The sequence below is a fragment of the Rhodococcus sp. RS1C4 genome, assembly GCF_002258225.1.
In the GTDB taxonomy this organism is placed as follows: Bacteria; Actinomycetota; Actinomycetes; order Mycobacteriales; family Mycobacteriaceae; genus Rhodococcoides; species Rhodococcoides fascians_E.
Map to the genome: position 1 here is coordinate 210,932 of NZ_NOXZ01000014.1, position 24,966 is coordinate 235,897.

Genomic DNA, 24,966 nt, shown 5'->3' on the forward strand with positions numbered 1-24,966 from the left:
CTTCAGTTGCAATCGTCGACGGCGGGAGTGCCGGCGAACCGTTCACCTATCCAGTCGTTCACTGCACCGCCGTCGACGTCGCCGTGCCCTTTGCCTGGTTGACGGTCGATGGTGATCACATCCCCCATGGAACATGCCTCGGCGAGCGCCGCATCCGTCCATTCGTCGTCGATGTAGGTGTCCGCGTCTCCGTACACCACCAGCATGGGCGCCGACGCCTTCAGCTGCGGTACCGCCATCTGCTCGAGGTAGTAGCGCAACAAGAATTCCGCGTCGGGCGTCTTCGGCGCGAAGTCACGAGCACCGATCCGTTCCGCCGCGTCCGCACGTGCCGACGCCTGCGCCGGGGTGCAGCCGCTCAGCGCGGCCCAGTCCTCGGCCGCCGATCCGCTACGGTACTGATCACGATCGAAGCCGGTGAACCTCCTGGCCAGAGATTCGATCACCCACTGCATCAACGGGGCTTGGTCGGCAGTCAGAGTGCCCTGTATAGCCTTGTCCACCAGGCCCACCATGTTCGCTGCCGGTGCCAGGCTGACCGATCCCAGCAGTTCGAGTTCCGGTGCGTATCCGGATTGTTCGTTCGCTGCCCACGCTGCACCGCCGCCCTGGGATCCACCGAAAGCAACCCACCGGGCGGACACGTCGGGGAACGTATGCCTCAGTGCCCGAACGGCATCGATCATGTTGTAACCGGCAGTCGGGTTGTCCAGATAGTGGTGGACACCCTCATGGCCGAGGCCCTGGTAGTCGGTGATGGCCACGGCGAACCCCGCCGAGGTGAATCCAGCTGCCAATGCCGCACTTCCGAGCAGATCCCGTGAGAGCGACGGCCCGCACGCGTTCTCGATTCCCGTGGTACCGTGACCGAACGAGATGACGGGCCAACCGCCCTCGGGTGCATCCCCGTCGGGCACGAATACGCTCGCCGAGACCTCGGTGGCGCCGCCGTCACCGGATTGGGTGGACCGGTACACCACGCGGGCTGCCTCGGAACCACGCTGCACCGCCGACGGCAGATTGGGCATGGTCTCCGCACTGATCACCGACCCGGCACCGGTACCGGGATCGGCAACGTCGATCGGCTCTGCGGGCCGAAGCTTCTGCGATTCCGCGAAGATCGCGGGCATGCTCGTCACCAGCGGTCCCGCCGACGAACAACCCGTCAGCAGGACGGTCCCGAGTACCCCCACTGTCCACGCCGAGCGAAAACGCACAAGCCTCATCTCGACTCCACCGTCGCACCGGACTCGGGAGACCAACGGATACTGCCGAATTCGAAATCCGATACGAGCAATCCGCCGTCCTGGTATTCGTCGCTCACCGGGAAACCGAACTCGGCAGTCCACGCCTCCAGAATGGCTCCGCGTACGACGAACGTTCCGGTTCGGTCGCTGTGGAACACTCGTGCCCCGCCGTCGACGTCCAGTTGCTGCATCCCTTGCACGTACGGGCCCGCAGGGAGATACCCGGATGCGAGTACCGCGCCGGACACGTTCGAGGGCGATGCGACGTAGCCCCGATGGGTGCCGAAGAGAACGCCACCGGCGAACTCCTGCGCGAGGTACTTTCGTCCGATGTCGTCGTGTGCCGGATACACCGGCGTCAGCGCTTCACCGAGGAAGCCGAACTCCTTCGACACCGCATGCATGACAAGATGTTCCGGGTCCCAACTGAACCCCGCCTTCATGGCTGCCACCACTGCCTCGTATGCGGGCTTCGCAGTGAAATCTCGGTGCAGCACCCCGAAATTGTCCTCCGGATTCGACGAACCCGCCAGCCGATCACGAATCTCGTGCACGTACATCGGACCGGCGAACGGCAGCTGACTCCACTCGTGCACGAACGTCGTCAGCAACTCTCCTTGGCGGGCCTCGTCGATTCCGGCCCCCTCGTCGGTCGGCGATCCGAATTCCGTTGCCCACAGGTCCTTGTCGTCGTCGCCCCGCGCAATCATCTCCCGCCGCATGTCCGCGATCATGTGCAGGGCACCATCCGGAAACTGCTCGGTCCCGACGAGCGTCCCCGGGTACGAGTACGGATGCACCGACAACGCGTCGAAATACCCATGAGCCCCTGCGTCGTACATGCGCTTCAGAAACGTGAGCCCGTTCATGGTGTTGTGGTTGTCGCCCACGGCACCGATCGCACCCCCGATCACCAACGCATCGGGATCGGCGGCACGAATTGCGCCGAACGCCTCACGAAGCATCTCCGCGTACAGCTCCGGATCGGCCCACGGACCGAAGAACACCGATCCGTTCGGCTCATTCCAGATCTCGTACGCCGAGACCCGACCGGCGAAGTGGGCGGCGACACTGCCGGCGTATCGACCGTATTCCTCCGCCGACGCCGGCTTGCTCGTCAACCCGAGGGCCGGGTCCGCTGCGGCCCAGTCCGGTGAATAATCGAGAATGGCCAGCACGTCGATACCCCGGTCGAGCGCAGCGTTCACCACCCGATCCGTCGGTGCCCAGACTTCGAGTCCCCGTTCGGGTTCCAGTAGTGGCCACGCCACATCGAGCCGTAGGCGCGTCGAACCGGAGGCAGCGACGGCGTCGAGGCTACGCGCGAGGTCGTCGTCGGTCGCCCACAGCAGTGGCGCGCCGCCGGTGAAACCGATGGGACGCAGCGGAAGTGGATCGAGCGACGCAGGATCCGGGCCCTGCACGAAACCGCCGACGAGCGAGATGTCCACCGGCCGCGGCGCTGCCACGTCCGGTGCACCGCAGGCGGTGAGCAGTAGCGCCGCAACGGACAGCGCCGCCCACGATCTGGGCACTACTTACCGGACTTGTACTTACGCGCCAACATCAACGCAGGCTTCTCGACGAGCCGGTAGGTGATGGTGCCGAACAGTACGCTCACCGCCGTCACGACGACGAAGTTCCACAGCATCCCCACCGGGCTGTCCCCGGCCATCCAGCCGAAGCGTCCCACCATGATCAGGACCGGAAAGTGCCACAGATAGACACTCAACGAGATGGTGCCGACATATTCGAGCGGCTTCCAGTCCGCGCGCTCGGCGAGCTTCGACCTCTCGCCTCGCGCAAGGGGAGCGATGATGAACAGGATCAGCAATGCGGATCCGAGGGAAACGAACGTGGTCTGCCACCGAGAGTTGTCGTCGACGAGCTTCAGCGAGATGGCCGCAACGGGCAGCATCGCCAGGCCCGTCCACCACCGCATGTTCTTCGCGATCCAGCCTGTCAACACTCCGGTGTCGACGGCGACGAAAATGACAGCAGCCGCCATGCCGAACGTGAAGTTGTCCGCCAGGGAGAAGAAGCTTCGGCTCAGAACGGCAACCTCGTTCGGTCCCCAGTCCAACAGCAGCGGATCGGTGATTCCCGACGGCTCCACCCGGCTCGCGGTGTAGAGCTTTCCTGCAACACCGATCGCGAACATCACCACGACGGGGATAAGCACGAGTACCGGGGCACTGATGCTCGTCCGGCGTGCGAGATAGAACGCGATGCCCGCCAGCAGTGGCAAGGCGATGTAGAACATCAGCTCCAGCGTCAGCGACCACGATGGATTGATACCGGTCTGCAGCATCGACGGCACATAGGAGTGAACCAACGTGAGGTTGCCGAGCAACGTCACCGGATCGGTGATCATGCCGAGCCCGGCGTCGGTGAAGTGTTCCTCGGCCACCGCCGCGTTCTCGGTGAACACCGCCCGCATCACGAAGTTCGCGAACAGGAAGATCACGATGTACGCGGGGAACACTCGCAGAATCCGGTGTACCGCGTAGCTCTTGTTGTCCGGCATGGGTTTACCGGCGAACAGGCGCCTGACCATCGGCAGGAAGATGAGGAAGCCGGACAGGGCGAAGAAGAAGATCAGACCTTGGCCGAGCAGTCCCAGCTTGTAGTCGGCCACCGTCACGGGGCTGTTGTGCCCTCCCACGTGCACGGCAAGGACGCACAGGCACGCGAAGCCCCGCGGGCCGTCCAGACCGAGGATCCTCGCCGGTCTCTTCGATCCGGCCGTCGAACTCGGCGCCGTCGCTGCGGCAGCGGTGCTGTCCGGGGTTGCTGTCATGGTGAGCCTTCACATCAGGGTGCGGCGGGCGGAGGGCAGTAGCTGACGGCGGGTTCGCCCGCGAATCTGTCGTTCAGCCACGGAAACGCAGCAGCACCGTCGATGTCTGCGTGGCCGGCCTCCGGCTGGAGTACCGACTGGATGGAGTCACCGCTCGCGCAGCCGGCTGCGACAGCGCCGTCCGTCCACGCCTGCGATACGAGTGTGTCCTTGCCACCGTAGAGCACCAGCATCGGTGCGGCAGCGCGTGTCTGCGGAAGACTCATCTCGCGCAGGTAGCCTTCCAGTGCGCGTTCGGCTTCCGGAGTCGACGGCTTCAGATCCTCGTCGTCGATCTGCGCGGCCAGCTCCGTGCGGTCGGCCGCCAGGGGTCCGCCACAGGCGGACAGTTCGTCCCATCGTTCCTCGACGATACCGCGCCGGTAGTCGGCCAGGTCGATCTCCGGGTGGGACTGCGCGAGCCCGACGAGCACCCACTGCAGCAGCGGCTTCTGATCGGCGGTCAGCGTGCCCGCCGCAGCTGCCCGGGCGAGACCCGAGATATCGGCGGCAGGAACGAGACTCACCGATCCGACCATGTCGAGCCCCGAACCGTACGTGTTCGCGAGTTCGTTGGCTGCCCAGGCCGCCTGTCCACCCTGCGAACCCCCGAACGACGCCCATCGATCCGACGTGTCCGGAACCAACTTCTGTGCAGCGCGCACCGAGTCGATCAGGTTGTTGCCTGCCGTCCGCGCATCGAGGTACGGGTGGTAGTTCCCTTCGATCCCCAGACCCTGGTAGTCCGATACCGCAACCACGTACCCGGACCTCACCAGCGCCGTGACGATGGGAGAACTGCCCAGCAGTTCGGGATCGGTCGACGGCCCGCAGTCCGGCAACACTCCCGTGGTTCCGTGGCCGTAGGCAATGATCGGCCATCCGCCCTCCGGCGCGGGGCCCTGCGGCGTGAAGACGGTCCCGGACACCTCCGTTGGGGATCCGTCGACTCCGGACGTCGAGGTGTAGACGACCCTGGCGGCCAGAGAGGAGATCGCGCTGACTCGCCTGTCGATGGTGAGCAGTTCCTCTGCACTCTTCAGACTGCCAGGACCTGCGTCGGTGAAGTCCGCCTCGATCGTTCCGCCGAAGGCCACCGAATTCGGTTCCGGCGACGTATCCTGACCCCCGCACCCGGAGGCCAGGAGAATCGACACGAATGCAACAGTCCCCACTGTCTTCCTCATCGAACCGCTCCCCCTGTGTAATGCACCTTGTCGGTCACACCCTCGCCCGCGAGAAGGTCGGTGACCTGTCGCCGCGAGACGATCGAATCGCGTCGCACCCCCGCTCCGACGACCAGCACTGCGGCAACAGTAGCGCCCATCGCCCCACCGAGCACCAGAGCAGACATCAACGTCGACGGCGGCGACGGCACGCCCGCGGCGTCGATGAGCGTCACCTCGGACACGGGCCCGTTCGCACCGAGGTCGATCTCCTCGGCGAGCTGGATCAATTTCAGCGCAACGGAATTGGCCACGTCACGCGCACGCGTCGGATCGTCCTGCGTTGCACTGATGTCGATCAATGCGGACCCGGGGGTCGACACGACGAGCAGATCGGCTTTCAAGTCGTCGGGAGAGACCGGCAGACCCACGTCGACGATGGTGCGCCTCAGGACTTGCTCGGACGTGGCCAGACCTACATAGCTCTCCACCCGTACGAGCGAACTGCGGTTTCCCTCCATCGCCGCACGAGGTGACGACGGACCGGGCGCAGTCAGGAACACGCGCGAGGTCGCCGTGTACTTCTCTGCGACAACGGAATCGGCGATCCACGCGGCAGCGACCGAGAGTACGGTGGCCGCGAAAATCAAGGCCCACCCGCGGACCAGCATCCTGCCGTAGTCGCGCAGCGTGGGAACACCGACAGGAGTGATCATTCGACCTGCTCACACGTGTTCACCGCGCGCTGCCCGGCGAACCGAGACTTCACCCACGGCACCGATCGGCTGCTGTCGAGGTCGCCGTGCCCCTCGCCGCTGTGCAGCTCGTACTCCACCACATCTCCCGCGTCGCATGCCCTGGAGAGTGCCTTCTCCGTCCACGACTCGAGAATCAGGTCGTCCTCCGACCCGTACATGACGAGAAGCGGTGACGTGGACTTCTGCGCCGGAAGAGCCATGTCCGCCAACCACCCTCGCAGCCGATCGGTGGCCTGCTGATCGACCGGACGCAAATCCGACGCCTGCAGCCGAGCCACGAGCTCGGGAACCTGATCCGACCCAGGCGGAACGCACTGCATGAAATCGTCCCAGCGTTCCCGCGCCAGACCGGAACGGTAGTCGTCCAGGTTCATCTCCGGGTGCGTGATCGCCAGTCCGTGCAGCGCGTACATCAGCAACGGATACTGGGCGCGCGTCAGGGTTCCCGACGCCGCCGCGTCGGCCAGCCCGGCCATGTCCGACACCGGCACGATGGCCGCCGTCCCCACCAATTCGAGGCCACCGCCGTACTCGGCGTTGCGATCGCTGGCTGCCCACGCGGCCATCCCGCCGAGCGATACGCCGTACGCAGCCCACCGGGTACTCAGCGTGGGGAGGAAATTACGGGCAGCACGTACAGCATCGATCATGTTGTAGCCGAACGTCTTCGAATCCAGATACGGGTGGTAGTTGCCGTCCAGGCCGAGACCCTGATAGTCCGTCATCGTCACGGCGTAACCGTTCAACACCAGAGCCGCGACGATAGGAGCACTCCCGAGCAGGTTGACGTACTCCGACGGACCGCAGTTGTTCAGAACCCCCGTCGTACCGTGGCCGAAGGACACGACCGGCCATCCACCCTCCGGGGCGACACCGCCCGGAATCACGACAGTGCCCGACACATCCGTCGGCTCACCCGTGACACCCGACGTCGACCGATACACCACACGTGTTGCGGCAGCTCCCAGTTCGGTGATGTCCACCGCGATGTCCTCGATCGGCTCGGCCGATATCAACGAGCCGGGCGCCGTCCCACCGAGTATCGGAGCCGGGCTCGGCTCCGGAGGTATCGCCGACGCCGTCACAGGCGTCGTCGGAGCATCAGGAGCGAGCACCAGTTCCTGATCCTGGGCGCAGCCCACGAGCATCACTGCAGCCGCGCACACTGCACCCACCCGCACCGACCACGTCCGAAGCCCCGAACCAGGTCGTTCCGCAGGCTCCACTCCTGCCCCACCGGGTCGTTCCGCAGGCTCCACTCCTGCCCCACCGGGTCGTTCCGCAGGCTCCACTCCTGCCCCACCGGGTCGTTCCGCAGGCTCCACTCCCATCCTTAGCCTCTACCGACTGTGGCCGCCGAGGACTCTCGCCCCTCGACCTCGATCTTCGGCTTCGCCACCGGCCCAGCAGAACCCGGCTTGGTCCGTCGGCGACGATGGGGTTCGAACGTCGTGACGACACCCAGAACCTTCCCGCCGACTCCGCCCAGAGTCTTGATCGCCTTGCGCAGTTGATCCCGCGTGGTGCTGCCGACACGGGCGAGCACAAGACTGCCGTCGGCGAGAGCGGTGAGGATTGCTCCGTCGGAGACCGACAGGAGTGGCGGCGTGTCGACGACGACGTAGCGGTAGTCGCCGCGCACTGCTTCCAGCAGGATCTGAGCGCGATCGGAACCGAGGAGCTCACTCGGGTTCGGCGGCACGGGACCGGCGGGCAGAACGTCGACCCCGTCGATGACGTCGGGCTGAACCGCGTCGCCCAGTCGGTGTTCACCGGACAGAACCGTGCTGAGTCCGTGTTCCTGCGTGATGTCCAAACGCTCGGCCAAGGCGGCCGTTCTGATGTCACCGTCGACGAGCAGAACCTTGTGACCGGCCTCGGCGAGGACGGCTGCCAGGTCGATGGCCGTGGAGGTGCGGCCTTCACCCGGCTCGGCGCTGGTGACGGTGAGCACTCGCGGCGGTGATCCGCCGCCGAGGAAGCGAATGTTGGTCCGCAAGGTGCGGAGCGGCTCACCCATCTTGGAAAACGATGCCACCGGAGTCTTCGGCCGCTCGGCGTCGATCGGGAGCCCGCCCAGGACTGCGTTGCCGGAGATCTCCTCTGCCTTGGGGCGGTCACGAATCGAACGGTCGACGAGCCCGCGAGCGAGAGCGATCACGACACCGAGAGCAAGACCTGCCACCGCGCCCAGCCCGAGAAGAGTCACCAGGCCCGCGCCGAGCGGAGACGTCGGCACGTCGGCCTGATCCACGATGGTTGCTCCGGCAGCCGGGCTACCGCCCCGCTGCGACGTCTCGAGTTCCTGAACCAACTGCGTCAGCTGTCCGGCGACCGCATTGGTCAGCGCTCGTGCGACGTCGGGATCGGAATCGGTGCCGCACAGGTCGAGCAGAACCGTGCTCTCGATCGGTGTTGCGGTGATCTTGGCACGCAAGTCGTTCGCGGACAACGGCAATTGAAGCTGATCGACAGCCCGCTGTGCCACCTGAGTACTGGTGGCCAGCCCCGCGTAGGACGTGACGCGTTCCTGCGAGAACAGGTTGTTCTGATAGGCCTCACCCACGGAACTGCCACCTTCGGTGGTCACGAACAACCGAGCGCATGCCTGATACTGAGGCGTCGAGAAGAACGAGTAGGCCCACCCCCCGACGATGCCGAGCACCGTCACCACCGCGACGATCCACCAACCTGCACGGAGAATCCGTCCGTACTCTCGAATCTCCACGAATGCTCCAATCGAAAAATCCTGGTTCGCCGATGAGAATAAAGTGCCGTCATCGATTCGGCATCACTTAGCAGTTGCAGAGGTGTGAAAGCGTGACAACATCAGTGCCCATGAGCATCTCGAAACGAGTCGACGCGGCGGTCATCGTCGTCGTCCCGATAATCGTTACATTGTTGATGATTCTCGGCGGAACACCCGGAAAACTGGGCGCGTTCGCACTCGTCGGACTGACCGTTGGAGCCTACATCGGCCTGCGCCACCCACTCTATTTGACTCGTGCTCTTGCATTTTCGTTGGGCGCATTGCCATTCGGTTACGTTCCGGGGGTGCACGCTCCCCTGGTGTTCACCTTGGGCGCAGCAGTCATCCTCGCGTCGGTGATTCACCGCACAGCCGTGACTCGCGTCACAGTCGGTGAAATGGCCGTCATCGCCTTGATCGTCACTTCGGCGATTTCCGTCTTCGCTACGGCCGGCACGACAGTGGATTATGCAGAATTCGGTAAATGGCTCGTTTCGACACTAGTTGCGGTGTCACTTCTCCGACTCCCACGCGAAGAATTGGAACTGTTCGGGCGGATCTACGTCTATTCCGCGTCGGCAGCGGCCGCGTTCGCACTCGTCATCCTCGTCGCCGACCCGTCGGGCAGATTGATTCGGTATCTGTCGCCGTTCGGATACGGCACCGAGGAGGAAAGCACCCGCTTCGTCTACACCGACGGCGCCGCCACGGTCCGACTCGCCGGTACCTACATCGACCCGAACGCCGCAGGTATCGGCCTGTTCGTTGCCCTCATGCTGTGCGTTCTGCTCATCCGCGGGCGTCTACGGATCGCCCTGTCACTGCTGCTCTTCGGGTCGATCGTGCTGACGCTGTCCCGTGCGGCGCTCTTCTCCGTGGTCTTCGGCGTGCTTCTGATGCTGTTGTTCCAGAACCTGCGCACCCGGGAACGCGTGGTTATCATCGGCGGTTTCGCCCTGGCGTCCGTCGGCGCCCTTGCCGTTCCCACCGTCCGGAACCGCGTGTTCTCGTCCTTCGGCAGCGGCGACGCCGGGTCCTCGGCTCGCGGTGACGCGCTCGTCGATTTCCCAGGTCACATGGCAGGACACTGGCTCTTCGGGCTCGGCTGGGGGCGCGAGGAATTCAAGGATCCCGGCACCGCGTTCGACGTCAACTACGTCGCGAATGCTCCCCTGCTGTCGGTCTACCGCGGCGGAATCTTCACCGGACTCGCATTCCTGGCCATCATCGTCGTCGGGGCGTACCTGGGTTACCGCTGCCTGCGTTCGCGCAACTGGGAACATGGATTCATCGGCGGCGGATTCATCGGATTCTCCGTCGTCGCGCTGCAGTTGGATTTCCCCGTCGTCACCATTCCGGCCACGACGATGGCATTTTCCGTACTGATCGTTTTTCTCGTCCTGGCGCGCGAAAAGGCAACGGATAACCTGCCCGACGACGGGGAATCACCCGCATTCTCATCTCCGAGACTGGATACAGCAAAGACAGCTTGACCAGCAGTTTCGTCCCGTCAAGCATGATTGTTTTCGTTTGTACAAAACTCCCTGTCGGGTGTAATGATTTCCCACAATCGGCTCGCGACTCCCCTCCGACGAGCCCCTTGCGGAGAGATTCACCATCATGAAAAGGACTCGAATCGGCTCGCTGATTTCTGCCGCGACCGTCGTTCTGGTCACTGCCGCTCTGACGTGGAGTGGACCGTCGCTGATCGCGTCGTCCGAAGGATCCGTCGGGCCTGGTCTCGCGCACGCGCAGACAACGCAGCCTCCACTCGGGGTCTCCGACAGCGGCGCGCTTCTCTGGTCGTCCGATGCCGAACTGAACACCACCCTGTCCATGCTCTCCGCAGCCGGAATCAGCTCGATTCGACTGTCCATCCCCTGGTTCAACGTCGAATACACCCGAAATCAGCTGGACTGGTCCTCCGTCGATCGCGTCGTGAACGCCGTCCACGCACGCGGTATCTCGATCCTCGGAATCATCGCCTACACACCGCCGTGGGCAACCTCACCCGCTGGTCAGCCGCTCAACACCCGACCGGCGTCACCTGCGACGTTCGGGCAGTTCGCCGGCAAGGTCGCCGCGCGATACGCCGGAAAGATCAGTGCCTACGAGATCTGGAACGAGCCCAACGGGGCCATGTTCTACGGACCGTCACCCGACGCCGCCGGCTACACCCAACTCCTCAAAGCCGCCTACCCGGCGATCAAGGCGGCCGACGCGTCGGCGACAGTCATCGGCGGTGTGCTGGGAGCGGTCGAGGACGGACCGGGGATGGTCAACCCCGTCGGATTCGTGAACCAGATGTACACGGCGGGCGCGGCCGGCTACTTCGACGCCTTCTCCTACCACCCGTACCAGTACTCGTTGAAGTTCGGCGACGGCGTGTACGTCGACCACTCACCTGCCCGTCAGGCCATGGACATCCACGCGGCCATGGTCGCGAACGGCGACGGCAACAAGAAGATCTGGGCCACCGAGTACGGCGTCCCGACGGCGTACGCGTCGGAGACCGCCCAGAGCGACATGATCACGAACTTCATCACGAAGTGGCGAGAGCTGCCCTACGCAGGGCCGATTCACCTGTACCAGCTCCGCGACCAGCAGACGGGCAGCAGTGACCCGGAAATGACGTTCGGCCTCCTGCGTACCGACTGGAGCGGCAAGCCGGCTCTGTGGGCCGTGATGTCGCAGATCATGAGCGGCTTCCCGACGTCGGCCGAACACACCCGCTTCCAGAGCGTCCCCGCCTCGTCGGGCGCCGCCCTCTCACCGGTGTTCCTCGTCCGCGACACCTGGGCACAGATACGTCAGAACGCCGTCGTCTTCGAGATGCCCGGCGGATTCGTCACCTCCCCGAGAGCCGTCGCCGACGCCGTGCGCTACAGCGGATTTCTCCCCACCACCGGCTTCAACGGCACCTACCAGGACTTCGACAGCCCCTTCGGGCTCCGCGTCTTCTCGACGCAGCTCGGTGGAACAAGGCTCATCGGCGGCGGCATCGTCGCCGCCTGGGATCCCACGCTCGGCCCTGCCACCTCCGACGAAACACCACTCCCCGGCGGGGGCGTTCGCGTGAACTTCCAGTACGGCAACATCACCTGGATTCCCGGCTCGGGAACAACAGTCATCCGCTGATTTCCATCGCTTCAAGAAAACATTCTCAGTGAATGTTTCTCCGTCTTAATTCTCGACCGAAAGACTGATACTCGGTACGCTTTTCATCGGGCTGCCCACCCATTCGTCGTCGGACATGAAATTCCATCGATGCCGGTCGGTTTCCATTCACATCGCCCGTGTAAAGCACCGTGAACCGGCCCGCTCGGAGCAAATATTTCGCCGATGTTAAATCTGGACGAATGACGAGTATCCCTACATGCCTCGTGCCGAATTTGCACTGTGAACCACCTCACTTAGCGCTACCAATTACGGCACTTGACGGATACTTATAGAGCGAACGAATGACACGGAATTTCTTCCGTCGACTACAGTTCCATCCCAGTCGGGGGATGCACGAAGGATCGCCGCACCAATGTTGGTGTGGCGTTTCTGGATTAACCAGCACTGCAAAGTTCAAGCACCGCTGACTGATTCACGTTCTTCTGGGGGCTCGACCACTGTTCAGTGCACGGTTCGACACGACGGGTTGAAGATGCAATTAGCAACAATCGCTCCACGGCATTGCTCCGCCCATTTCGCGGATACCGAGAAGGAGCGCGAATGACCGAGGCAGAGCCCACGATTCGCGTCGCGATCGCCCATGACTACCTGACGCAGCGAGGCGGTGCCGAGAAAGTCGTGCTGGCCATGGCCCGCGCGTTTCCGGACAGCCCCATCTACACCACACTGTTCGAGCCGTCGACGACGTTCCCTGAGTTCGCCGACCTGGATGTGCGACCGTCGCGGCTCAACAACATCGGATTCCTGCGCAAGAACCACCGCGCTGCCCTTCCGCTCCTCCCGTTCGCATCGGAGTCCATCACCATCGACGCCGACGTCGTGCTCACCAGCACCAGCGGGTGGGCACACGGCTTCAGGACGCCGGGTCGCAAACTCGTCTACTGCTATTCACCTGCACGTTGGCTCTACGAGGCCGAGATGTACCTGGGCGAGTCCAGCAGCCTCGCGAAGCGAATCATGTTGAAAGTTCTCACATCTCCGCTGCGACGCTGGGACAGACGGGCAGCGAAGTCGGCAGACCGATATCTCGCCATCTCCACCGTCGTGCAGAAGCGGATCACCGCCGCATACGGGTTCTCGTCCACCGTCCTTCCTGCGCCGTTCACCGTCGACAGTGCACCCGAGGAACCGATCGCCGACGCGCAAGCCTGGCTCGGCGAGGATTCTTTCTACCTGTGCATCTCGCGTCTGCTTCCGTACAAGAACGTGGACAAGGTGATCGCTGCCTTCGCCGACGGATCTCGTAAGCTCGTCGTCGTCGGACGAGGGCCGGAGGCCGAACGACTACGAAAGATCAAGTCCGACAACGTTCTCATGCTCAGCGACCTGTCCGCGGGCCAGATGACCTGGCTCTACCGTCGCTGTAACGCCGTCGTCGCCGCGAGCTATGAAGATTACGGACTCACTCCCATCGAAGCCGGCTATCACGGCAAACCGTCGGTCGTTCTTCGCTGGGGCGGATTCCTCGACACCGTCGAGGAAGGTGTCACCGGAGTCTATTTCGACCAGCCCGATCCCGAATCGATTCGAGCCGCAGTACACGCACTCGAGGCAACAACCTGGGTGCCACCCAAGATTCAGGCTCACGTGGAGCAGTTCAGCGAGGAACGCTTCGCGGCAGAACTGATTTCGGCAGTCACCGACATACACGAACACACAATCGAGAGGACTTTGTCGCGATGACGAAGCGGGCATTGATCACAGGAATCACCGGACAAGACGGCCTCTACCTTGCCGAACTGCTACTGAGCAAGGGATACAAAGTTTTCGGACTGCTTCGTGGACAGAACAATCCGAAGGCAGCAATGCTGGACCGAGTCCTCCCCCAGGTAGAGGTCCTCACCGGTGACCTGCTCGACCTCTCCAGCCTGATGCGTGCCTTCGCAGTCGCCGACCCGGACGAGGTCTACAACCTCGGCGCAGTCTCCTTCGTCGCATACTCGTGGGAGAACGCACGCCTGACCACCGATGTCACCGGCGGCGGCGTGCTGAACATGCTCGAGTCCACCCGCCTCTACCAGGATGTCGCAGGCAAGCAGGTCCGCTTCTACCAGGCCTCGAGCTCGGAGATGTTCGGCAAGGTCCAGGAGGTCCCGCAGCGCGAGGAGACCCTGCTGTGGCCCCGGTCGCCGTACGGCGTCGCCAAGGTCTACGGCCACTACATGACCATCAACTACCGCGAGTCCTACGGTATGCACGCCAGCTCCGGCATCCTGTTCAACCACGAATCCCCGCGTCGCGGAATCGAATTCGTCACCCGCAAGGTCACCCAGTCCGTCGCCAGGATCGCCCTGGGCTTGCAGAGCGAGATCGCACTCGGCAACCTCGACGCCAAGCGAGACTGGGGATTTGCCGGTGACTACGTCGAAGCGATGTACGCGATGCTTCAGCAGGACGAAGCCGACGACTACGTCATCTCCACCGGCGAAACCCACTCGATTCGCGAACTGCTCGATCACGCGTTCGCGGCCGTCGACATCAAGGACTGGTCGCAGTACGTCCGCATCGACCCGCGGTTCTTCCGCCCCGCCGAGGTCGACCTACTCGTCGGCGATTCCACCAAGGCGCACGCACAGCTCGGTTGGAAGCCCAAGGTCACGTTCGAAGAGCTCGTGAAGATGATGGTGCAGAACGACCTGGCGGAGCAGTCGCCTCACGCCATCAAGATCGCGTGACCGAGGGGCAGGAGAGAAGCCTGCAGGAACGATTCCGAACAGGGGCACCGACGGCTCTGGTCACGGGGGTCGCGGGACAGGACGGTAGTTACCTGTCGGAGGCTCTCGTCGAGATGGGCTGGGCCGTACACGGTGTGGCCAAGCCGGGGTCGACGGAGGTCGTCGACGATGTCACGATGCACGCGACCGACCTCGGTGAGCCGGGAGCGGCCTCGACGCTCGTACGTGCGGTGGACCCGGACTACGTCTTCCACCTGGCGGGCATCTCCTCGGTATGGAGGTCGTGGAACGATCCCGTGCTCACCACCCGGGTCAACGGTGTCTCGGCGGCGTCGCTCCTCGATGCCTGCTTCTCGCATCAGGAGGCGTCGGGCAAGCGTGTGATGGTGATCAACGCGTCCAGCGCGGAGATCTTCGCGGGCTCGGGTATCGCGATGCAGAACGAGGAAACACCGATCGCTCCCACCTCGCCGTACGGCGCATCGAAAGCTCTGAGTCACAACATGGTCCAGGTCTATCGAGCGCGCGGGCTGGAAGCGACCAACGCAATTCTGTACAATCACGAGTCGCCGCGTCGGCCGGAAACGTTCGTCACCCGCAAGATCACCAAAGCAGCCGCAGCGATCGCTCGAGGAACGCAGAGTGTCATCGAACTCGGCAGCACGTCCGCACAGCGCGACTGGGGTTGGGCGCCGGATTACGTGGCAGCCCTGGTCAAGATGGCGGAATACGGCAAGGGCGACGACTTCGTCGTGGCGACGGGTCTAGCTCACTCCGTCGCGGACTTCGTCGCCGCCGCGCTGTCGACCGTCGGAATAACGGACTGGCAGAGCTACGTACGCGGAGATCCCGACATGCTGAGACCGGCCGATTCGGCGAGAATGGTCGGCGACGCGTCCAAGGCGCGCGAGATTCTGGGGTGGGGGCCGACCATGAACTTCGAGCAGATCGTCGAAGCCATGGTCCAATTCGACATGAGCGAGGAGTTGGCAGCATGACAGCGGTAGAGAAGCCCGAGGTCCACGGTGAGGTGCAGGGTGAGGTTCACCATGTCTCGGACTACAAGATGCAGGACATCTCGCTGACGCGCAAGATCCGAAATCGGATCGGCACGTTGGGTTTCAACATGATCGTGACCTACATTCCGTCGCACTTCGTTCGCCAGAACTTCCTTCGGGCCTTCGGCGCGACGATCGGCAAGGACACCTCGATCTTCCGTGGAACGACCATCCTCGACATCGAGAACCTTGTCATCGGTGAGGCGTGCTCCATCGGCTTCCGGTGCATGTTCGACGCTCGCGGCGGAATCACCATCGGCGACAACGTCGTCATCGCCAGCGACACCCACATCATCGGCGGCTACCACGATCACAACGATCCCACGTTCAAGCCGATTCTCGAACCGTGTGTGATCGGCGATTACGTGTGGATCGCCAGCCGCAGCACGGTGCTCAGCGGTGTGACCATCGGCCGAGGCGCTGTCGTCGGTGGCTGCTCGATGGTACGCAAGGACGTCGGGGAGCTCGAGGTCGTCGCTGGGGTTCCTGCGCAGGTCCGCGGCGCCCGCGATCCCGATGCTCTGCAGTACCGCCCGAAGTATCGTCCACTCTTCTACTGACCCCTCCCTTGTGAGTGGAAATGTAGGCCAGGAACCACATTTCCACTCACGAGGCTCCGAAGGAGCACCCACCGTTGATGCTGAGCGACTACCGCCTCGTCTACGTCGCCCCCCGGTCCGGGGTGGGCGGTGTGGGCGACTACGCCGACGACTTCGTCGACGCCGTGCGTCCTCACTTCCGGGATGTCGTGGAGCATCGCCACGAAGGTCCAGGACACGACTCGGTACGCGACATCCTCCGTCACCGCAGAGCAATCGACGAACTCGTCGACGACCCGGAACGCACCATCGTGCACTGCGAACTGAGCGGGGGATCCGTGGTGCCCTTCTGGGCGACGTGGAAGCTCGACGGTGATCCGGTCGCGACGGCGACGGTGCACGATCCTCCCGGTTTGGTCTGGTGGCCTGCGCGCACCAAGTTCCTCGCCGGACAGAAGGTGCTCAACCACGGGTTGCACTACCCGCTGCGTGCGTTGTGGCGAAGGCTCGAGACAGCGGTGGCGGGCGAGCGCACGTTCTTCGCTCTCACCGCGGCAGGCGCGGACTCGCTGGCACGCGAATACCCCAGGGCCACCGCCGCAGCGAGCACGCTGTTCGTCCCCGAACGCGCCGACCTCACCCCCGCCGAGGAGCGCCCCCTCGCCGTGGGATTGTTCGGTCTCGTGTACCGCGGCAAGGGCTTCGATCAGATCCAACAGCTGCGCGATCGACTTCCTCGCGAGATCGCCATCCGCGTCGCCGGTCGCGGCACCGAGCAGCTTTCCCCGGTCGACGGTGTCGAGATCGTCGGCGAGGTGAACGGTCCCGACGAGGATGCCTTCTTCGCCTCCATCCGCGCGCTCGTGGTTCCGTACGGCCGACGGACCATCTACGGCGACGCCTTCCCCGCCTCGTCCGTCGTGACCAGGGCAATCGCCTACCAGACACCGATCGTGTGCATGAAGTACGGAGCACTGGCCGAATCCGACGGCGGCGCAGTGGTCGTCGACGGTGACATCACCGACGTCGCCGACGCCGCCGCGGGACTCGTCGCCGACGAGATGGCCCTCGCCGCACTGCGACGCGAAGTCGAGGCACTGCGCCGGGCCAACACACCGGAGTTCGTCGTCCAGGACTTCCTGGCGGAGTGGAACAAGGCCGTCGGCGCCGCCGCGACCAGGTCGGGTGCGCAGTGAACAGCAATCTGGTCAAAGCAGGCGTCGCGGCACTGTGGACGTATGGCGGGCGTGGGATCGGTCTGTTGTGGACGGTAGCGCTGATCGCCCAGCTCGGAATCGCGGACTACGGCCACTACGCAATGGCCTTCGCGCTCGCCGCGATCGTCGCCGCACCCCTCGATCACCCGTTCGGTGTCCGCTCCATCCGCGTAGCCGAGGACGACTATCTGGGTGAGCGCACCACTCGCTCCTTGATCGGCGTCGGACTCGTCGTTGTCGGTCTGTGCCTGATCGAGGTCGACTACATCGCCTGGTTCGCGCTCGTCGTCGCCGGCGGCGAGATGACGTTCAACGCGTACAAGAGCCGGGCGCTGCGGGACGGGCATCCGAACATCACCCAGCGGATGGACACCGCGCGTCAAGCTGCGAGTATTGCACTCGCGACCGCGTACCTGTTCCTCGTCGCCGAGCCGACCCTGTTCGTCGCCAGCCTGCTCTACGTCAGCCCGTACCTTCTCATCTCCGTTCTTGCACTCGCACAGTCCAGAACCTCTCGGCCACGAGTTCCCGGGTCGCGCCGTGAGATGTCGCTGCTGTTCTCGGAGAACCTGGCCAACGCCGTCTACATCCAAGGCGATGTCCTGCTGCTCGGGTACCTCACCGACAGCACCATCGCCGGGTACTACTCGGTCGCGTCGGTGACGGCGTGGGCCGTGGCCTTCGTCGGCCAGTCGTTCGGCCACACCTTCCACGAAAGACTGCGTGAAGCAGGTGGACTCGTCTCCGCGGGACCGGCGCTGAAGCATACGGTCCTGCTTGCCTCCGCGGCCGGTTCCTTGCTCCTCGTCGCAGGTGTCGTGCTGTTCTTCACCCCCGCTCCGCCCGAAGTCGCCGGCGCCCTGGCCGTCATGAGCGTCTTCGTCGTCATGCGCGTCGTGAACTACGTGTTCACGACGGTGCTCTATCTGCAACACCGCGATCGGACCCGCGTCCTCGCCGCCGCCACGCTGGCACCGTTGAAGATGGTGCTGATCCTGTGCCTGTTCCCGCTCGGCGCCGTCGGCGCGGCGGTCGCGTCGGTGATCACCGACGCAGTGCTGCTTCTGTGCTTCACCCGAGCGCTCTACCGCGTACCCGTCGAAGAAGAGGTGCTGTCGTGAGACGAGCGACATTCCTGCTGTCCAAGGACCCTGTCACCGAACACGGTGGCGACATCGCGTTGTCGCGTTTGATGATGCAGCTCGCTCGTGAAGCGTTCGAGGTCAGGTCGCTGTGCCTGTCCCAGGAGTCCGAACCGTCGCCGGACCCCGACGTCACACGGGTGGCCAAGCCGGCCGTCGATGCGCGACTTCTGCTGAAATCGCTGCGCCCCAATCGAAGTGTGGTGCACGGACGCTACGACGTCGACGCATTCGTCGACGCCATCGACGCGTCCGAGTCCGATGTCTATGTGGCAGAACACAGTTACATGGCCGAACCGTTCATTCGGTCGGCGAAGTTCGGATCGCCGTTCGTCATCAACACCGTCAACACCGAGTCGCAGGTGTGGAAGGTGACGCGCGGGCTCACCGGACGGATCGAAGCGCCACGCATCCTGCGCGACGAGATCAGGGTGGCCAGGAAAGCCGACGCCGTCGGCACCTACGACGCCGAGGAAGCCGAGATGTACCGCGCCAACGGAGTCGGTGACGCTCGCTGGATCGATCTGACCCTCGAGCCCGCACCGAGGCTCGATCTGAGCGACACCGCAAAGCGACTGGTGTTCATGGGAACCCGCGGCTGGCCGCCCAACCAGGAGGCCTTCAAGCTCGCCCTGCAGTACTGGCCGCAGATCTCCGACGGTATCGAGGGCGCCGAACTGTGCATCATCGGCGCCAAAGCCGACGGCGCCACCGACCCCGACTATCCCGACGGTGTCCGCGATCTGGGCTTCGTCGACGACCTCCAGGAATTTCTGGGCACCTGCCGCGCACTCATCGCGCCGGTCGCCACCGGCGGTGGCGTGCGCGTGAAAATCCTCGACGCCGCCAGCAAGGGACTGCCCGTCGTCGGAACATCGGCCGCCGTCGGATCTCTCGGCTCGATCTTCGAACTGCCCACGTTCGACGACCCGGAACAGTTCGTCGCAGAATGCAGGCGGTACCTGCTGGACCGCAACACGGCCGTCAAAGCCGGAGAGCGACTGTACGACCTCAACGCCGAACGGTGGGAACAACGCGCACCGCACACCTCGGTCGCATCACTGGTGGGCGCGTCCCTCCCCGGCACCTTAGGATCATCGTCATGACGCTCAGAACCCGCCTGATCACCGTCGCCGCCGCTGTGGCGCTCGCACTGGGCGTGACGGCACCGGCCGCGCAGGCCGCCCCGCCGTCGGGACTCGGTTTCTCCAGCGGTGCACCGTTCCTGCTCCTCGACGACGCGACTCTGAGCAACGAGCTCGTGGCCGGACGGGAAGTCGGGGCATCCTGGGTGCGCGTCGTGGTCAACTGGGCTCAGATCGAGACGGCGCCAGGCGTGTTCGACTGGGGCAACACCGATCGTGTCGTCGATGCCGCACGCGCGCAGGGTTACTCGGTGCTCGCGGTTCTGGCCGGAACTCCCGCATGGGCACAGGGACCCATTCCCAGCCTGCTTCCCGGAGCAGTTCCGGTCGACCCCAACACCTACGGCGCCTTCGCGGGCGCTACGGCGGCGCATCTGGGCAACCGGGTCGACTCCTACGAGGTCTGGAACGAACCCAACATCCCGTCGTTCTTCGCACCCGTCGACGCGGCACGCTACGTCGGGCTGTTGCGTGCCGCCTACCCCGCCATTCACAACGCGGACCCCGGCGCGACGGTGCTGAGTGCGGGCCTCGCTACGACGATCGACACCGGTGCGTGGACCGTCGCGCCCGTGACGTTCCTGCAGCAGATGTACGCTGCCGGAGCCGGCGGGTTCATGGATGCCGTTGCGCTGCACCCCTACACGTTCCCCTTCACCGTGGAGAACGACCCCAACGGACAGTGGGCACAGGTCGATCAGGCGTACGGAACGATGGCAGCCAACGGTGACGGTGGCAAGAAGATCTGGATCACCGAACTGGGTGCCCCCACCGGCAACGGCCCGATGGCCGTCACCGAGGAAGCCCAAGCCGCGATCATCGGCAGCAGCCTGGCGCAGGCGTCACGGCTGCCCTACGTCGGACCGGTGTTCGTACATGCGTTGCGCGACGCCGGAGCCGACGCCTTCGACTCCGAGCAGAACTACGGACTGCTGCGAGCCGACTTCAGCCGGAAACCGTCGTTCGCCGTCGTACAGGGGTCCTGACGACCGCGGTGTACACCCCGACCACCAACGCAGCGGCGACAGCCGTCCACCCCACCGTCGCGTTGTCCAGGTCGCCCGCCAGCCTGCCCTGCGCGATCCACATCAGGCCCCACACGATGCCGAGCGCCGGGGCAATCGCGCCCCGGGAGTCGGTCGCCAGCCCGACGCCCACCACGGCGGCAACGACGAGAACGACCACGGCCCACACCGTCGCCCAGCCCTCGATGCCGAGGTCGACGAGGAAAGCAGTCACATTCGCGATCGTCGCGACGCACACCCACCCGAGATACAAGCCCATCGTGCCGTCGGTGACGACTGCGTCGAGCCTGCTCTCCTGCCTGATCGCCTGCGTCGAGACGAACACACGAACGAGCACCACGAGCAGTAGCACGATGATCGGCACACTCAGCCACAGCTGATCGAGCTGGATCGACAGAATCCACACCGCGTTCAGAATCATCGACAGGGCGATCGGCCCGCGAAGGGTCTCCTGCCTCGGTCCCGCGAAGAATTGCCAGATCGCATACGCCACGAACCCCACATAAATGACCGACCAGATCGAAAACGCTGGTCCCGACGGCGCCACCAGCGTCGACGTCGCACTGAGCGCACCGCCCGCAGCCTCCGCGATGGGCGTGCCCACCCACGCCCCCGAACCGATGAACGAGCCCACCACGGCCACGATCGCACTGACGAGTATCCCGACTTTCATAGGCCGGAGAATGCCCCGTTCAGGACGTCGACAAACGGGTGGGGTGTGGTTCTCCCGACCTCGAACGAGCAATCATCCGGAAATCTCGTTTCTCGCACGCCTCGTCATGGGCAGGAGCACCAGAATTCCCGCGGCGGCAAAGGCCAGCGTCAGGTAGTAGACGGAGTGCACCGAACCGGAGGCATCGATGATCACGCCACCCAGTGATGCGCCGAGAAAGATGCCGAAGCAGATGATCGATGTATGCACGGTGTTGACCACGAACGACATCCCGCCGACGCGCATCACCCGCACTGCGAAGGCAGGGTTGAGGCTCACCCCGGCGAGTCCCAGGGCGGCTACGCCGACCAACACCACGATCTTGTTGCTGTCCGCCAGCAGAAACAACAGTCCCGACGTGAAGATCACCACTGCGCCGACGATCGAGACGACCAGTGGGAAATTGTCGGACAACCGGCTCACCACGGTGATTCCGACGACGCAGGCGACACCGTACGCAGCGAGAATGACAGGCACCAAGCTCTGATCGAAGCCCGCACGGTCGGTCAGAATCGGTGAGAAGTAGCTGAAGATCGCGAACACCGCGCCGATGAGCAGCCCGCTGGTCGCGTAGGCCAGCCACAATCCCCCGTTCCTCAACTCGGACAACTGCGCCCGGATCTTCGGTGGCGCACCCGCATCCACGGTAGGCACGAACGTCACACTCGCAACGAGGGAAACGCCGGCGAGCACCGCCACGAAGGCGAACGCGAGCCGCCACCCGAAGGCGTTGCCGAGGAAACTCGCGAGAGGAAGACCGAACACGGTTCCGATCGTGTTGCCGCCCATGACGATGCCTATCGCACGGCCACGGATCTTCTCCGGAACGGACTGGGCGGCAATCGACAATGTGACGCCGTAGGCCGTACCCGCCGCCGCACCGGTGATGATTCGGCCGACGACGATGACGGCGTAATTCGGTGCTGCAGCTGCGATCAACTCGCCGACGATGAACGCGATCGAGATTGCGACGAGCGCCTTCTTCGGTGGGATCCGAGCCAGCAGACTCGATGCGGGCGGCGCAACGATCACCATCGACAACGCGTAGATGGCAATGAGGTACCCGACGCTCGGGAGAAGGACCACCGCGACGACGTCGGGCGATCTCGTCGTCGATCAGATCCTCGAACAAGATCGACACACGCGCGAGAACGGACAACGACTCTCGATGAAGAACGGCGTCCACGGACTCGTCCGCCTTGCTCAGATACGAGGCCATGCACTCCTCGTACAGACCGACCTTACTGTCAGGCGAGCCGGACCGTCGCCGTAGCGCGGTGGCCGAAGATTCGCTTGCCCTCGAAGGTGGCGTTGAGTGCCACGACCGCGGTACGAGTCTCCGGGTCGAGGGACTTGATCTTTCCACCGAACTGAATCTCGGCGGCGCGGTGACTGTCCACGGGAATCGGCGCGGTGAAACGAACGGTGTAGTCCTTCACCGCACCCGGGTCACCGATCCACTCGGTGAGGTAGCCACCGCCGAGGCCCATGGTGAGCATGCCGTGGGCCAGCACGTTCTCGAGGTCGATGAGCTTGGCGAAACCCTCGCTCCAGTGAATCGGGTTGGCGTCGCCCGCAACTCCGGCATAGTTGACCAGATCGCCCCGAGTGAGACGAAACGACTTGCCGGGCAACTCGTCTCCGACAGAGACGTCGTCGAAGTTCACCGACGCCGACGACGGCACGTCGACGACGGTCAGCGGCGGGTGCTCCACCTGATCCTCGTCCTCGTCGTGATCAGCTGCACCCGCGCGCGCCGCGAGAGTCGTCGCGCCCTGCATGACGAGGTTCTCCGCAGCCTCGACGATCCCCTTGTCCACGTCACCGTCGCGCCCGATGAGCAGCGTCGTGTACGTGGTCTGCACCAGCTCACCCCGCTGATTGGAGACGATGTTCTTGGTGACCATCATGTCCTTGCCCATTACCTCCTTGTAGGAGTCGAGCGAGACGTCGCAGTACAGGTGATCGCCGGCAACGATCGGCTGATGGAACTGGAGGACCTGATCGGTCTGAAGCATCTGACTCAAGTCGAACCCGACGGCGATCTTCTGCAGCAGACGCTTCTGGGCCAGCGTGCCGACCAGCGACATGAACGTCAACGGCGCGACGACACTCGAATAACCGAGAGCCTCGGCCGCGTCACCCTCCCAGTGGACCGGGTTGAAGTCCTGGACTGCACGTGAGTATTCGCGAACCTTCTCGCGTCCGACGTCGTAGTAGTCGGCAGTGCGGTAATGCCGCCCTACCATCGCTCGCACATGTTCGGCAGGGTCGAAGGTCTCGGCAGGGTCGAAGGTCTCGGCGACTGTCGCATTCTCACTCATTCGACGCAACATACCTGCAACCGCGCCGCCAGACCACGCGCGGCGCGCAGCTTGTGGCACGTCATAGGCCCATCGCACCTACCGCCGTTCACCACACGAACATCCTCACGCCGACCGATGCCTCGGCATCACCGGATACGCCGTGGAACCGAATGCCTCCTGTGCCGTGATGGTCGTGAACTCCTGTGCCGTGCTGGTCGTGAACTCCTGTGCCCTGATGGTCGTGACCGCCGCCAGCGGACGCCTGGTGCGCTGCCGAACCTCGTCGGCAGCGAGAAGAGCGGCACCATGAGCGGTCAACGATTCCGGCGCCGACGGCACGAACACCGGTAGACGTAGATCCCGTCTGAAGACCCGACGGAGCAACGGTAGGTGCGCACACCCTCCGACCATGACGAGTGCGTTCACCGCCCGCGGGGACTCGACGATCACACTGGCGGTCCAGTCCTCGATGGAATACACGGCCCGCTCGACTATCTCGTCGAAAGAGCTGCGCCACAGCCGGATCGGGCCTGCGACGAACGGACCTGGCACCTCCGCCACGCGGAGGCTGGACAGCTGCTCACGCGCATAAGCAATGGCCACCATAAGACTGTCGATCCCGGAACTGGTGATCAGTTCGTCCGCACCGTACGTGGCGAGCAGGTAATCCCGCACGGCCTCGTCGCACACGGTTCCACCGAACGCACTGGTTCGCTCGGCGCAGTACACGCGGCCACTCGCCGGATCGACGACGGACACCGTCGTGCCGGATGCACCGACGTCGCACACCGCGACGGTGCGCAGCCCGTCCAGCTGACCGGAGCCGCGAAGATAGCGCAGCTGCGCGCCGAGTTCCGACACGATGTTGTACCTGTCCGACCGGTGCACCGAGTACGCGGAATTGCGGGTGCGCGACGCCGGGTCGTCCGGAACAGCGAGAACGGCGTCCTCGCGATCGACCTGCTGCACCGTCGCCATGGACTCGAGCAGCTCCAGCGCTGCGGCGACGTGGCCCTTCGCCTCGAACGACCGAACGACGTTGGCAGACCGCACCGAGTCGTCGGCCGAGTCCAGCGCCGTCGCGCGAGCCGTGGCAGAGCCCACCGACACTCCGAGCACCGTTCTCATGGTTCCCTCGACTTCTGCCCCGTCACGTCCGACTCCTGCACAGATGGTAGCCAGGAAATCCTTCGTTGGGTAGGCCCAGG

Annotated in this window: 21 protein-coding genes; 10 read left to right on the forward strand and 11 right to left on the reverse strand. The window is 64.3% G+C overall.

What is annotated here, in order from left to right; translation table 11 throughout:
- Positions 1-2 precede the first annotated feature (2 nt).
- Genes CH289_RS06200 through CH289_RS06230 form a run of 7 tightly spaced genes read right to left on the reverse strand, consistent with a single transcriptional unit; the run spans position 3 to position 8,738 of the window.
- On the reverse strand, positions 3-1,226 hold the full coding sequence (locus CH289_RS06200) for a lipase family protein (RefSeq protein ID WP_256977058.1): 1,224 nt from the start codon (positions 1,224-1,226) through the stop codon (positions 3-5).
- The gene (locus CH289_RS06205) at positions 1,223-2,782 is read right to left on the reverse strand and encodes a cellulase family glycosylhydrolase (protein WP_094727580.1); all 1,560 of its coding nucleotides are present in this window, start codon (positions 2,780-2,782) and stop codon (positions 1,223-1,225) included. The genes CH289_RS06200 and CH289_RS06205 overlap by 4 nt, the downstream gene beginning before the upstream one ends.
- Positions 2,782-4,047 (reverse strand): acyltransferase family protein, encoded by a 1,266-nt coding sequence (locus CH289_RS06210; protein ID WP_037139757.1) that lies wholly within the window; start codon positions 4,045-4,047, stop codon positions 2,782-2,784. The genes CH289_RS06205 and CH289_RS06210 overlap by 1 nt, the downstream gene beginning before the upstream one ends.
- A 14-nt stretch (positions 4,048-4,061) precedes the next feature.
- Positions 4,062-5,273 carry a lipase family protein gene (locus CH289_RS06215; RefSeq protein WP_256977059.1) on the reverse strand — a complete coding sequence of 404 codons (1,212 nt, stop codon included), beginning with the start codon at positions 5,271-5,273 and terminating at the stop codon, positions 4,062-4,064.
- On the reverse strand, positions 5,270-5,968 hold the full coding sequence (locus CH289_RS06220) for a YveK family protein (protein WP_094727582.1): 699 nt from the start codon (positions 5,966-5,968) through the stop codon (positions 5,270-5,272). The genes CH289_RS06215 and CH289_RS06220 overlap by 4 nt, the downstream gene beginning before the upstream one ends.
- Positions 5,965-7,341: a lipase family protein gene (locus CH289_RS06225; protein ID WP_256977060.1), complete on the reverse strand. Its 1,377-nt coding sequence runs from the start codon at positions 7,339-7,341 to the stop codon at positions 5,965-5,967. The genes CH289_RS06220 and CH289_RS06225 overlap by 4 nt, the downstream gene beginning before the upstream one ends.
- A gap of 2 nt (positions 7,342-7,343) precedes the next feature.
- Positions 7,344-8,738, reverse strand: a complete 1,395-nt coding sequence (locus tag CH289_RS06230; protein WP_037184216.1) for a tyrosine-protein kinase domain-containing protein — start codon at positions 8,736-8,738, stop codon at positions 7,344-7,346.
- A gap of 110 nt (positions 8,739-8,848) precedes the next feature.
- Here CH289_RS06230 and CH289_RS06235 point away from each other — a divergent pair, with 110 nt between their 5' ends.
- The 10 genes from CH289_RS06235 (at position 8,849) to CH289_RS06280 (ending at position 20,701) form a co-directional block, all read left to right on the forward strand.
- Entirely contained in the window at positions 8,849-10,252 is a 1,404-nt protein-coding gene (locus CH289_RS06235) for an O-antigen ligase family protein (protein WP_094628746.1), read from the forward strand.
- 127 nt (positions 10,253-10,379) lie between these two features.
- Positions 10,380-11,897, forward strand: a complete 1,518-nt coding sequence (locus CH289_RS06240; RefSeq protein WP_094727583.1) for a cellulase family glycosylhydrolase — start codon at positions 10,380-10,382, stop codon at positions 11,895-11,897.
- 582 nt (positions 11,898-12,479) lie between these two features.
- Complete coding sequence (locus tag CH289_RS06245; protein WP_094727584.1) at positions 12,480-13,622, forward strand: glycosyltransferase; 1,143 nt, start codon at positions 12,480-12,482, stop codon at positions 13,620-13,622.
- Entirely contained in the window at positions 13,619-14,614 is a 996-nt protein-coding gene (locus CH289_RS06250) for a GDP-mannose 4,6-dehydratase (RefSeq protein ID WP_019665629.1), read from the forward strand. Before CH289_RS06245 ends, CH289_RS06250 begins: the two co-directional genes overlap by 4 nt.
- Positions 14,611-15,612, forward strand: coding sequence for a GDP-mannose 4,6-dehydratase (locus CH289_RS06255; protein ID WP_094723934.1), 1,002 nt, complete (start codon positions 14,611-14,613; stop codon positions 15,610-15,612). Before CH289_RS06250 ends, CH289_RS06255 begins: the two co-directional genes overlap by 4 nt.
- A complete protein-coding gene (locus CH289_RS06260) occupies positions 15,609-16,232 on the forward strand; it encodes an acyltransferase (RefSeq protein WP_020110524.1) in 624 nt (207 codons plus the stop codon). The genes CH289_RS06255 and CH289_RS06260 overlap by 4 nt, the downstream gene beginning before the upstream one ends.
- A gap of 77 nt (positions 16,233-16,309) precedes the next feature.
- Complete coding sequence (locus CH289_RS06265; RefSeq protein ID WP_094727585.1) at positions 16,310-17,407, forward strand: glycosyltransferase; 1,098 nt, start codon at positions 16,310-16,312, stop codon at positions 17,405-17,407.
- Positions 17,404-18,549 carry an MATE family efflux transporter gene (locus CH289_RS06270; protein WP_094727586.1) on the forward strand — a complete coding sequence of 382 codons (1,146 nt, stop codon included), beginning with the start codon at positions 17,404-17,406 and terminating at the stop codon, positions 18,547-18,549. The genes CH289_RS06265 and CH289_RS06270 overlap by 4 nt, the downstream gene beginning before the upstream one ends.
- On the forward strand, positions 18,546-19,676 hold the full coding sequence (locus CH289_RS06275; RefSeq protein WP_020110521.1) for a glycosyltransferase: 1,131 nt from the start codon (positions 18,546-18,548) through the stop codon (positions 19,674-19,676). Before CH289_RS06270 ends, CH289_RS06275 begins: the two co-directional genes overlap by 4 nt.
- A complete protein-coding gene (locus CH289_RS06280; RefSeq protein ID WP_094727587.1) occupies positions 19,673-20,701 on the forward strand; it encodes a beta-galactosidase in 1,029 nt (342 codons plus the stop codon). The genes CH289_RS06275 and CH289_RS06280 overlap by 4 nt, the downstream gene beginning before the upstream one ends.
- Here the strand turns inward: CH289_RS06280 and CH289_RS06285 are convergent.
- The 4 genes from CH289_RS06285 to CH289_RS06305 form a co-directional block, all read right to left on the reverse strand.
- Positions 20,661-21,413, reverse strand: coding sequence for a hypothetical protein (locus CH289_RS06285; RefSeq protein WP_094727588.1), 753 nt, complete (start codon positions 21,411-21,413; stop codon positions 20,661-20,663). The genes CH289_RS06280 and CH289_RS06285 overlap by 41 nt on opposite strands.
- 72 nt (positions 21,414-21,485) lie before the next feature.
- On the reverse strand, positions 21,486-22,538 hold the full coding sequence (locus CH289_RS06290; RefSeq protein ID WP_179276751.1) for an MFS transporter: 1,053 nt from the start codon (positions 22,536-22,538) through the stop codon (positions 21,486-21,488).
- Positions 22,539-22,699: 161 nt separating this feature from the next.
- A complete protein-coding gene (locus CH289_RS06300) occupies positions 22,700-23,776 on the reverse strand; it encodes a fused (3R)-hydroxyacyl-ACP dehydratase subunits HadA/HadB (protein WP_052067893.1) in 1,077 nt (358 codons plus the stop codon).
- A 105-nt stretch (positions 23,777-23,881) separates the two neighbouring features.
- Complete coding sequence (locus CH289_RS06305; RefSeq protein ID WP_094709023.1) at positions 23,882-24,886, reverse strand: Hsp70 family protein; 1,005 nt, start codon at positions 24,884-24,886, stop codon at positions 23,882-23,884.
- Positions 24,887-24,966: the final 80 nt, after the last annotated feature.

Bases quoted from the DNA above. Each gene is read 5' to 3' on its own strand.
- CH289_RS06305 (WP_094709023.1), bottom strand. From the start codon at position 24,886: ATGAGAACGGTGCTCGGAGTGTCGGTGGGCTCTGCCACGGCTCGCGCG.
- CH289_RS06240 (WP_094727583.1), top strand. From the start codon at position 10,380: ATGAAAAGGACTCGAATCGGCTCGCTGATTTCTGCCGCGACCGTCGTT.
- CH289_RS06300 (WP_052067893.1), bottom strand. From the start codon at position 23,776: ATGAGTGAGAATGCGACAGTCGCCGAGACCTTCGACCCTGCCGAGACC.
- CH289_RS06280 (WP_094727587.1), top strand. From the start codon at position 19,673: ATGACGCTCAGAACCCGCCTGATCACCGTCGCCGCCGCTGTGGCGCTC.
- CH289_RS06260 (WP_020110524.1), top strand. From the start codon at position 15,609: ATGACAGCGGTAGAGAAGCCCGAGGTCCACGGTGAGGTGCAGGGTGAG.
- CH289_RS06220 (WP_094727582.1), bottom strand. From the start codon at position 5,968: ATGATCACTCCTGTCGGTGTTCCCACGCTGCGCGACTACGGCAGGATG.
- CH289_RS06200 (WP_256977058.1), bottom strand. From the start codon at position 1,226: ATGAGGCTTGTGCGTTTTCGCTCGGCGTGGACAGTGGGGGTACTCGGG.
- CH289_RS06235 (WP_094628746.1), top strand. From the start codon at position 8,849: ATGAGCATCTCGAAACGAGTCGACGCGGCGGTCATCGTCGTCGTCCCG.
- CH289_RS06245 (WP_094727584.1), top strand. From the start codon at position 12,480: ATGACCGAGGCAGAGCCCACGATTCGCGTCGCGATCGCCCATGACTAC.
- CH289_RS06210 (WP_037139757.1), bottom strand. From the start codon at position 4,047: ATGACAGCAACCCCGGACAGCACCGCTGCCGCAGCGACGGCGCCGAGT.
- CH289_RS06265 (WP_094727585.1), top strand. From the start codon at position 16,310: ATGCTGAGCGACTACCGCCTCGTCTACGTCGCCCCCCGGTCCGGGGTG.
- CH289_RS06215 (WP_256977059.1), bottom strand. From the start codon at position 5,273: ATGAGGAAGACAGTGGGGACTGTTGCATTCGTGTCGATTCTCCTGGCC.
- CH289_RS06225 (WP_256977060.1), bottom strand. From the start codon at position 7,341: ATGGGAGTGGAGCCTGCGGAACGACCCGGTGGGGCAGGAGTGGAGCCT.
- CH289_RS06250 (WP_019665629.1), top strand. From the start codon at position 13,619: ATGACGAAGCGGGCATTGATCACAGGAATCACCGGACAAGACGGCCTC.
- CH289_RS06285 (WP_094727588.1), bottom strand. From the start codon at position 21,413: ATGAAAGTCGGGATACTCGTCAGTGCGATCGTGGCCGTGGTGGGCTCG.